The organism is Allocoprococcus comes, from assembly GCF_013300725.1.
Classification (GTDB): domain Bacteria; phylum Bacillota; class Clostridia; order Lachnospirales; family Lachnospiraceae; genus Allocoprococcus; species Allocoprococcus comes_A.
In genome coordinates this window covers 55,883-64,596 of record NZ_JAAIMM010000019.1, presented here as the reverse complement: position 1 = coordinate 64,596, position 8,714 = coordinate 55,883, and the positions used below count along the sequence as shown (strand labels likewise).

Sequence of the window (8,714 nt, the reverse complement as noted above, 5' to 3'; positions counted from 1 at the left end):
GTTCCTCTGATCTAAGAAAGACTTTATTTCAGGTAATGGATGTCCTAATTAAAACGCATCCTCAAGATGATCCTGTTTATCAGTTCTTAGATAAGAAACGTGCTCAAGGCAAGCCTTACTATGTCTATATGACTGCAGGTGCCAACAAATTTCTAAGAATCTACTACGGACGAGTGAAAGAATATCTTTCATCTCTTCCAGAATCTTAATTATCCACTAATATTTTCAGACCAGCACTGGTGTGGTGGTCTTATTTTGATACCCAATTTTCAACCTGTATAAAATTTTCAATGTTCTTTCAATCTAGCCTTGACTTTTTATTTGCAGGCTTAATTTTAATATCCTCCTTTTCCAAATCCACAGTTTGGAAACGTACACACCGGACAGGACAGACAAAGTCCTCCCTGTCCAAGAATCTGGAAATCTTTTTCATGCAGCTTTTCATCACACATAATCCTTGGAAGAACCAGATCAAAAATCGTCCGTTTTGCATACATCACGCATCCCGGAAGACCTATGACCGGAATCTGCCTGCCTTCTTTTTCATAATAAGCAAGCATAAACATAGCTCCCGGAAGAACCGGTGCCCCATAAGTCACCACTTCCGTACAGGCATTTTTGATTGCAAGCGGAGTCCTGTCATCCGGATCCACACTCATTCCGCCGGTACAGACGATCAGGTCAAAACCATCCTCGATCAGAGTCTGGATTGCCTCTGTGATCATCTCATGATCATCATTGCACTGGATCTGCTTCACCTCTGTAACGCCACATTCTTTCAGTTTGTCGATCACAACCGGAGTAAATTTATCCTCGATCCGGTGATAATACACTTCGCTTCCCGTCGTTACGATTCCCGCTTTTTTCTTCTGATACGGAAGGATCTGGAAAATCGGTTCTTTTCCTGCCACTTCACAGGCTTTCTGCATCTTTTCTTCTTCGATCACAAGCGGAATGATCCTTGTTCCTGCAATCTTATCTCCGGTTTTCACCGGAAAATTTCCATGTCTGGAGGCGATCATCATCTCACCGAGACTGTTCACCGCATTCAGCTTTTCGGTATTGATCTTCAATACTCCTTCACAATCGGCGATCAGTTCGATCTTTCCTTCCTTCACCCCGGAAGGATGCATATGCTCACCCTGACAGATCTGACGCAAGATCTCAGCTGCCTCATTTTCATGAAGCATGCCTTCCTGTTTTTCCCAGATATAAAGATTCTCTTTTCCCACAGATAAAAGTACCGGAATGTCTTCTTCGGTAACAATATGCCCCTTCCGGAAAACCGCATCCTTTACAACTCCCGGAATGATCTGTGTAATGTCATGGCACAGCACCTGCCCCACTGCATCTTCTGTTCTTACCAGTTTCATTTTTTGTTCCTCACTTTATATGGATTATGGCATAAAAATACCTGCCGTCACTGCGGCAGGTATTCTGCCCAAACCTTTTTATATTTTATCATAAAAAGGATGGGTAAATAAGTTGTCCAGACAACTTTTTATTTCGTTTTATAAACAAAATCGATTGCTTCCGCAACTCCGTTTCCGATCTTTCGTGCTTTATCCGAAATCGTATAACAAAGTTTTTCCTCTATCCTTGCATCCACATCTCCGATCTTCAGCCCTTTTTTGACCGGTGCACCTTCCTGGAGCATCCCACGGACAATCCCGCGGAGTCTCGCATATACGGGTTCATCTCCGCACCTTGCAACAATCTGCCCCTTTTCCACCACATCACCTATTCTCGCGACCGGATGCATGATTCCGTCTGCGGATGCCTTTAAAAGGCGTTCCACCGTATAGCCGGCAATATTTCCCGGAATTCCGGTGTTGGGGATTGCACTTCCCTCACGGATCACCTCACCCAGATGCTCACCTCTCTGTGTTTCGATCACAAAATGGCAGTCTCCGGCTGCCGTAAAGCCCGGTCCGATACCTATAACAAGAGGAGCGTCACTGATCCGGGTCCCAAGATTCTTTTTTGCCATGATCCCGTCAACCAGTACATCCGGCAGATATTCTTTCCGCACTTCTGCTTTTTCATCCACCATAACAGCAATTTTCCGCGTTGCCATAATTCTTTCTGCTTCTTCAAAATTTCCGGCAAGAACTGCTTCCATTCCTTCTACCACTGCATGTTCTTCGTACACCGCTCTTGAAAATGCCACCTCACGCCTGACGGTGAGTGGAATGGCAACATCCGTCATCAGGATCTGATATCCTCTTTCCCACAGCTCTGCTGCAATTCCCGTGGCAAGATCCCCGGCTCCTCTTATCAGGATCTTCATTTACTCTTCTTTCTCCTTTGGTAAAACCAGATTCAGGAACACTGCAACCAGAGTAGACAGTGCAACCGGTGATTTACCGAAAATGGTTGTTACCCATGCAGGAAGCTGTGCAAGTGCTGCATTTGCCTGTGTCACACCCATTCCGAGTGCAATGGCAAGTCCTACGATGGATGTATTTCTATAATTCATCTTTGAATTATTGATCAGTTTGATACCCGTCATGGAAATCATTGCAAATACAGAGATTGTTGCGCCTCCAAGCACACATGACGGAATAGTCAGAAGAATGTAGGCGATCTTTGGCATGATTCCTGCAACCAGCATGATCATCGCTGCAATTCCAAACACTCTCTTTGCTACTACTTTCGTAGAGCTTACGATTCCGACATTCTGACTGTAGGTCGCTGTCGGGAGTCCGCTGAAAAATGCGCAGACAATATTGCTGACTCCATAACCAATGATACCACCGCTTAATTCCTCATCCGTCGGCATACGGTCCATTCCTCCGGTCGTCGTTGCTGAAAAGTCTCCGATTGCCTGAATGGAGCTGATTGCAAACAATACCGCAATCGCAACACATGAGGATGGCTCGAATTTAATTCCGAAATGCATCGGCTGTGGGAACTGTACCCATTTTGCCGTTAATACGGAAGAAAAATCCACCATTCCAAAGCCAAGCGCAACTACATATCCAACTATGATTCCGATCAGAACGGAAGAAAGCTTTAAAAAGCCCTTTCCAAAATGATTCAATCCTGTTACGACTGCCAGAGTGATGATCGCAACAAGCCAGTTCTGCCATGAACCATAATCCGCACTTCCTGTTCCACCTGCCATATAATTGACCGCGGTCGGATACAGCGAAAGTCCGATTGCAAATACAACCGTTCCCGTAACCAGCGGCGGGAAAAGATGACGGATCTGTTTGATAAATATTCCTACAATGATCGCAACAATACCACCCACGATCTGTGCACCAAGTATTGTTCCAACATCTGCATCCTGTGCAATTGACTGCATGATCGGCACATACGCAAAGCTGATTCCCATAATAACCGGAAGCCCGGCTCCTATCTGATAAGACTTAAATTTGATAAACGGAAAAAGCTGAATGAATGTCGAAATCGCTGACATTGCAAGAGATGCCTGAATCAGGACAACCGTGTCTGATTCTGAAAGTCCGGACACACCGGCAAGAATGATCGCCGGCGCAACACAGCCAATGATCATCGCCACTACATGCTGGAATGCCAGCGGAAGTGCCTGACCAAAGGATGGTTTTCCGTTAAGGTTAAATAGTTCCTGTGAAGTATTACTATTCTTCGTACTCACTTTTTTGCCTCCTTCTCTACCCACTTACAACTTTCGTTGTCAAAGCTATCGTATCTATGATAGCACGATTGGTTTTCAATGACAATTCGGCAATGTTCCATTTTTTCAACACAGAATTGCTTTATTTTTCCAAAATATTAACGAAACGATGTGATCCGTACTTTTTCACCGGAAGCCTGTTCCACTCTTAAGGCAATTCTCTCTGCCATTTTCAGACGTTTTTCGTCATCTGCTTTGTTTAGCACAATATAAAAATCCATTTCCGGCAGGACATTCTTTTTTCCACCTTTGGCAGAAACAGCCAGCCCTGCCAGGTCTTCCTCCGTCAGAACCTCTTCCACAGCTTTTCCCAGCACCTGCGCCACAAGCTCGGGCCGGAAACAGCAGTCTTTTATCCTTTGTCCGATGGCATCGAGTCCATATACAGAAAGGACCATCTGGATCTGCTTTGGAATAACCGGTTCCTTCTCCCCCGGCACTTTCGCCGGAAGCATCCGTGCTCCATCCGCTTCCACAAGAACCGGCGCAGGAAGCTCCCAGATCTTTTCCATTACCGGTACAGAGAGGCTTTTGATCCTGCCGTTTCCTGCATCCAGACCGGCGATCACCATGCCTTCTCTTTTACGCACTTCCAGAATTTTTCCGATGGAATCCCCCATTACAAAATAAGGGGCAGTCTCTTTTTTCATATGTGTTGTAGTCACCAGGACCGGGAGGGCATCCTTCTCTTTGTATTCAGCAAGCAGCTGTTTCAAAAGAGAAGTCTTACCTCCCGCACCCACAGCAGCAATTCTCGGTACCATCTGCTCCGTAACTCCAAGTGCCATAAGCAGAGACTCTTTCTTTTGAAGCTTTCCATTTTCGATGACATATACATGGAAAGTTTTCTCTCTGCTTCCTTCTGTTACCTGCATTTTTTCTATTTCCGGCATATAATCAATATCTTCCAGCTCTTTTTCCCGGCTCACCTCGTAAAATACTGCTTTTTCCCGGTATCTGCGGAACACCTTTCTTCCTCCTGCATCTCCTTCCAGTTCCAGAAGTTCTTTCCCGTACTTTGCCGGAAACCAGACCGGATTGCCTTCGTGTCCATTCCAGGTCACACATCCCGGTACAGCTTTTGCCTCCCGTTCCATCTTTTCCAGAAATCCTTCCACGCTTTCTTCTGTAAAATAAGGCTGATCCGCCACAAAAAATGCATAAGCATCAGCATCTCCTGCCGCACGGATTCCTGCTTTTACCGAATAGGATGCTCCTTTATAGCTGTCTTTTGAAATCACTGTTTTTACCGGGAAACCTTTACTTTGCTGCTCGGTTTCCTGAAATGCTTTTATCTGATGCTCAATCTCCGGATACTGTGTTACCACAATCACTTCCCATTCCGGATGCCTTTGACAGACTTTTACCAGACGGTCGAATAAATAGCGGAACATCGGCTTTTCATCCAGCAGATAAAGCAGTTTGTTCTCTGCTTCTGATTGTGACGGTTCTGTATTTTGCATCCTTTGGCTGTTAAAACGGCGGCTGTTTCCAGCCGCCAGATAAATCAGTTTAATTTTCATTTTCCATAATTCCCATTGCAATCTGTTCACTTGTGATCGGGAGTTCACGGAACCACAGACCTGTTGCATTTGCGATTGCATGCGTCAGTGCCGGAGCCGGTGTATTGATGACGATTTCACCAATCGATTTTGCACCAAACGGTCCGGTCGGCTCATAGCTGCTCTCAAATTCCACATGCAGATTTCCCATATCCATCCGGGTAGGAATCTTGTACTGCATAAATGAATTGTTCAGAAGCTGTCCTTTTTCCGTGTACTGGATATTCTCATAAAGAGTCATGCCGATTCCCTGCACGATTCCGCCTTCCGCCTGTACCCTCGCAAGATTCGGGTTAATAACAGTTCCGCAGTCAACCACTGCATAGTAATCCAGGATCTCGACATGTCCGGTCTCCGGATCCAGTTCGATCTCAACAGCGCCTGCCATATAAGGCGGCGGAGATACCGGCGAGCTGTGGCTTTCTGTTACCTGCAGCGCAATATCACTTCCGCACATTGCCCCTGCTCCGATTGCCGCAAGTGTCACCTCTTCTCCGGTCTTATCGCTTCTTGCAATGTGTCCATCGAAATCAACCTCATCCACTTCGCATTTCAGCATCTTCGCTGCCTGTCTGACGATCCGCTTTTTCAGCTCCTCGCTGGCTCTTGTCACCGCCATACCGGTCACATAAGTCGTACTTGATGCATAAGAGCCTGAATCATACGGCGAAGTATCGGTATCCGCACCTGATACTGCAATATCATCCAGATCACAGTCCAGACATTCTGCTGCCATCTGTGCCAGAATCGTATCACACCCGGTTCCCATGTCCGCTGCCGCGATTGACATATTGTAGACACCATCCTCGCCCAGTTTGATCGTCGCAGATCCCACATCTACATTGGAAATGCAGGACCCCTGCATGGCAAGTGCTACTCCGACGCTGCGGATCTTGCCATCCGGCATAACTTTTCTTGGATACTTTTCGTCCCATCCGGACATTTCTTTTACTCTCGCAAGGCATTTATCAAGTGCACAGCTGTTCGCTGTCTCCCCATAATATGCCGGCATGAACTGTCCTTCTTTTACCATATTTTTCATACGGATCTCCATTGGATCCATACCAAGTTTTTCTGCCAGTTCGTTAACAGATGTCTCGACCGCAAAAATTCCCTGAGTAGCTCCATATCCACGATAAGCTCCGGCTGACATCCGGTTCGTATAAACTACATCGTAACGGAACCGATAGGCCTCTGCCGAACCGTAAAGCGGAATCGCCTTATGTCCGGAAAGTCCGACCGTTGTCGGTCCATGTTCCCCGTATGCTCCTGTGTTAGAAAGTGTATACAGATCAATTGCACGGATATTTCCCTCTTTATCCGCTCCCATACGGACTGTCACTGCCATATCATGACGCGGTGAGGACGCAATCTGGGACTCTTCTCTTGTAAATACAATTTTCGACGGTTTACCGGTCTTCCAGGTAACAAATGCCGGATATACCTCACATACTGCCGACTGCTTTGCACCAAATCCACCACCGATCCTCGGCTTGAATGCACGGATCTTAGATTTCGGGATGCCAAGTGCATTGGAAACAATACGGCGCACATGGTAAACGATCTGCGTAGAACTCATCACATTCAGTCTTCCATACATATCCATAAAACAGACCGTCTGAAATGTTTCCATCATTGCCTGCTGCGCAGCTCTTACATGATAGGTGTGCTCCACAACCACATCACATTCAGCAAGTACTTTTTCCACATCTCCGTTGCCGTCTTCTGCCTGCGCACAGAGATTCCTCTTATTATCCGCTCCTACCGGGCACAGTGCCTTCCAGCTGTCCTCCGGATGCACCAGAACCGGACCATCCAGTGCTTCCTCCGGATCCAGTACTGCCGGAAGGACCTCGTATTTGACCTTGATCATCTTCATCGCACGTTCCACACACGCTTCATTTTCTCCGGCAATGATCGCCACCGGATCTCCCACAAAACGCACATGCTGATCCAGGATCAGCCGGTCATACGGACTTGGCTCCGGCCAGGTCTGACCTGCAGTTGTAAAGCGATGCTGCGGTACATCCTTCCAGGTATAAATTGCTTCGATTCCCGGCACGCGCATTGCCACATCTGTCTTGATCTCCCGGATCATTGCATTGGCATGCGGACTTCTCAGAAGCTTAACGATCAGGCATTCCTTCGGCGCCAGATCATTTGTATATACCGGCTTTCCAGTCACCAACGCCATCGCATCTTTTTTTACAAATGGTACTCCTACTGCTTTCATCTGGCTCCTCCTTTTCTTTTGTACTCCAGAAAATCATGGATCCCCCTGAGCTGCCCTTCATATCCCGAACAACGGCAGAGATTTCCCGCAAGATACTCCCGGATCTCGTCATCGCTTGGATCCGGATTCTCACGGAAAAGTGCGATTGCATTCATGATCATACCCGGATTACAGAATCCACACTGCTCCGCCCCCTGTCCTGCGATAAAAGAACCAAATTCTTCTGCTTCCTCCTGCAGTCCTTCCAGCGTATCTACCTTGTGCCCGTCTGCTCTTGCGGCAAGCACGGAACAGGAAAGTACCGGCTTCTCATCTAAAAATACGGTACAAAGTCCACAGTTGGAAGTCTCACAGCCACGCTTTACGCTGTAACATCCATGATTTCTCACGAAATCGATCAGAAGCAGATCATCTGCGATCTCTTCTGTAATCTTTTTTCCATTCAGTGTCAGACTAATCTGCATTCTTTTCACCTCCGTCTGTAATTTTCTCTAACGCTCTGCGGATCAGAACCTCTGCAAGATGGGTACGATACGCTGCACTTCCACGCATATTGCTTCCCATCGGCACCTGGGTTGCAAGCTCTTTTGCAAATTTTTTCAGATCTGTGCATGCATCCAGCTGTTCTGCCGGAATGTGAAGACAGACTGCTTTCATCGGTCTTGCCCCAACTGCCACCTTCAGTTCATCTCCATAACGGTCAGCAGCAACCGCCAGTACCGGAAAATCTGTCTTGGTATTGCGGTGTGACTGATAGCTTCCCTTTCCCGGTGTTTTCTTTACGATCACACGGACAAGGATATCATTGTCTCTCTCCATCTTTGCAAACTCTTCCAGAGAAATGATTCCACCTTTATAAAGTTCTACTTCTGTATCCAGTGCGAGGAAACAGGTCAGTACATCCGAAAATCCAAACCGTCCGAAAATACTTCCGCCGATCGTCGCAAGATTCCGGAACTGTACACCGACAATACTTCTCACACTTTCTCTGACCATATTGCAGCTCAGTTCATTTAATCCTTCATGTAACTCCAGATCACGCAGGGATACCATACAGCCTATCTTCCATGCATCCTCCGTCTCCTCAATCTGGTCCAGTCCAAGTCCGGACAGATCAATCGCAGTCTGGATCTGTGCGGTACTCATTTTCAGCCAGAGCATTCCGCCAATGATCCGGTTCGTCTTTTTCTGGTTCAGCTCATATGCCTGCTCCAGACTCTCTGCTTTCACATATTGTTTTATCTTCAGCATCGTCCCT

7 protein-coding genes and 1 pseudogene are annotated in these 8,714 nt (G+C 46.8%); 1 reads left to right on the top strand and 7 read right to left on the bottom strand.

Features of this window, described 5'->3' with window-relative positions; genetic code table 11:
• Window positions 1–209: pseudogene (locus G4407_RS16415) on the top strand (IS110 family RNA-guided transposase); the annotation flags it as partial.
• 126 nt (window positions 210–335) lie between these two features.
• Here the strand turns inward: G4407_RS16415 and G4407_RS11115 are convergent.
• The 7 genes from G4407_RS11115 to G4407_RS11085 form a co-directional block, all read right to left on the bottom strand.
• Window positions 336–1,373, bottom strand: coding sequence for a molybdopterin-binding protein (locus G4407_RS11115; RefSeq protein ID WP_173688930.1), 1,038 nt, complete (start codon window positions 1,371–1,373; stop codon window positions 336–338).
• Between the two features lie 128 nt (window positions 1,374–1,501).
• Window positions 1,502–2,290, bottom strand: coding sequence for a selenium-dependent molybdenum cofactor biosynthesis protein YqeB (gene yqeB, locus G4407_RS11110; protein WP_173688929.1), 789 nt, complete (start codon window positions 2,288–2,290; stop codon window positions 1,502–1,504).
• Window positions 2,291–3,622 (bottom strand): uracil-xanthine permease family protein, encoded by a 1,332-nt coding sequence (locus tag G4407_RS11105; protein WP_330586061.1) that lies wholly within the window; start codon window positions 3,620–3,622, stop codon window positions 2,291–2,293.
• 137 nt (window positions 3,623–3,759) lie between these two features.
• A complete protein-coding gene (gene yqeC, locus G4407_RS11100; RefSeq protein ID WP_173688927.1) occupies window positions 3,760–5,184 on the bottom strand; it encodes a selenium cofactor biosynthesis protein YqeC in 1,425 nt (474 codons plus the stop codon).
• On the bottom strand, window positions 5,174–7,456 hold the full coding sequence (locus tag G4407_RS11095; protein WP_173688926.1) for a xanthine dehydrogenase family protein molybdopterin-binding subunit: 2,283 nt from the start codon (window positions 7,454–7,456) through the stop codon (window positions 5,174–5,176). Before G4407_RS11095 ends, yqeC begins: the two co-directional genes overlap by 11 nt.
• Window positions 7,453–7,920 (bottom strand): (2Fe-2S)-binding protein, encoded by a 468-nt coding sequence (locus G4407_RS11090; protein WP_173688925.1) that lies wholly within the window; start codon window positions 7,918–7,920, stop codon window positions 7,453–7,455. Before G4407_RS11090 ends, G4407_RS11095 begins: the two co-directional genes overlap by 4 nt.
• Entirely contained in the window at window positions 7,910–8,707 is a 798-nt protein-coding gene (locus G4407_RS11085; RefSeq protein WP_173688924.1) for an FAD binding domain-containing protein, read from the bottom strand. The genes G4407_RS11090 and G4407_RS11085 overlap by 11 nt, the downstream gene beginning before the upstream one ends.
• Between the last annotated feature and the right edge of the window lie 7 nt (window positions 8,708–8,714).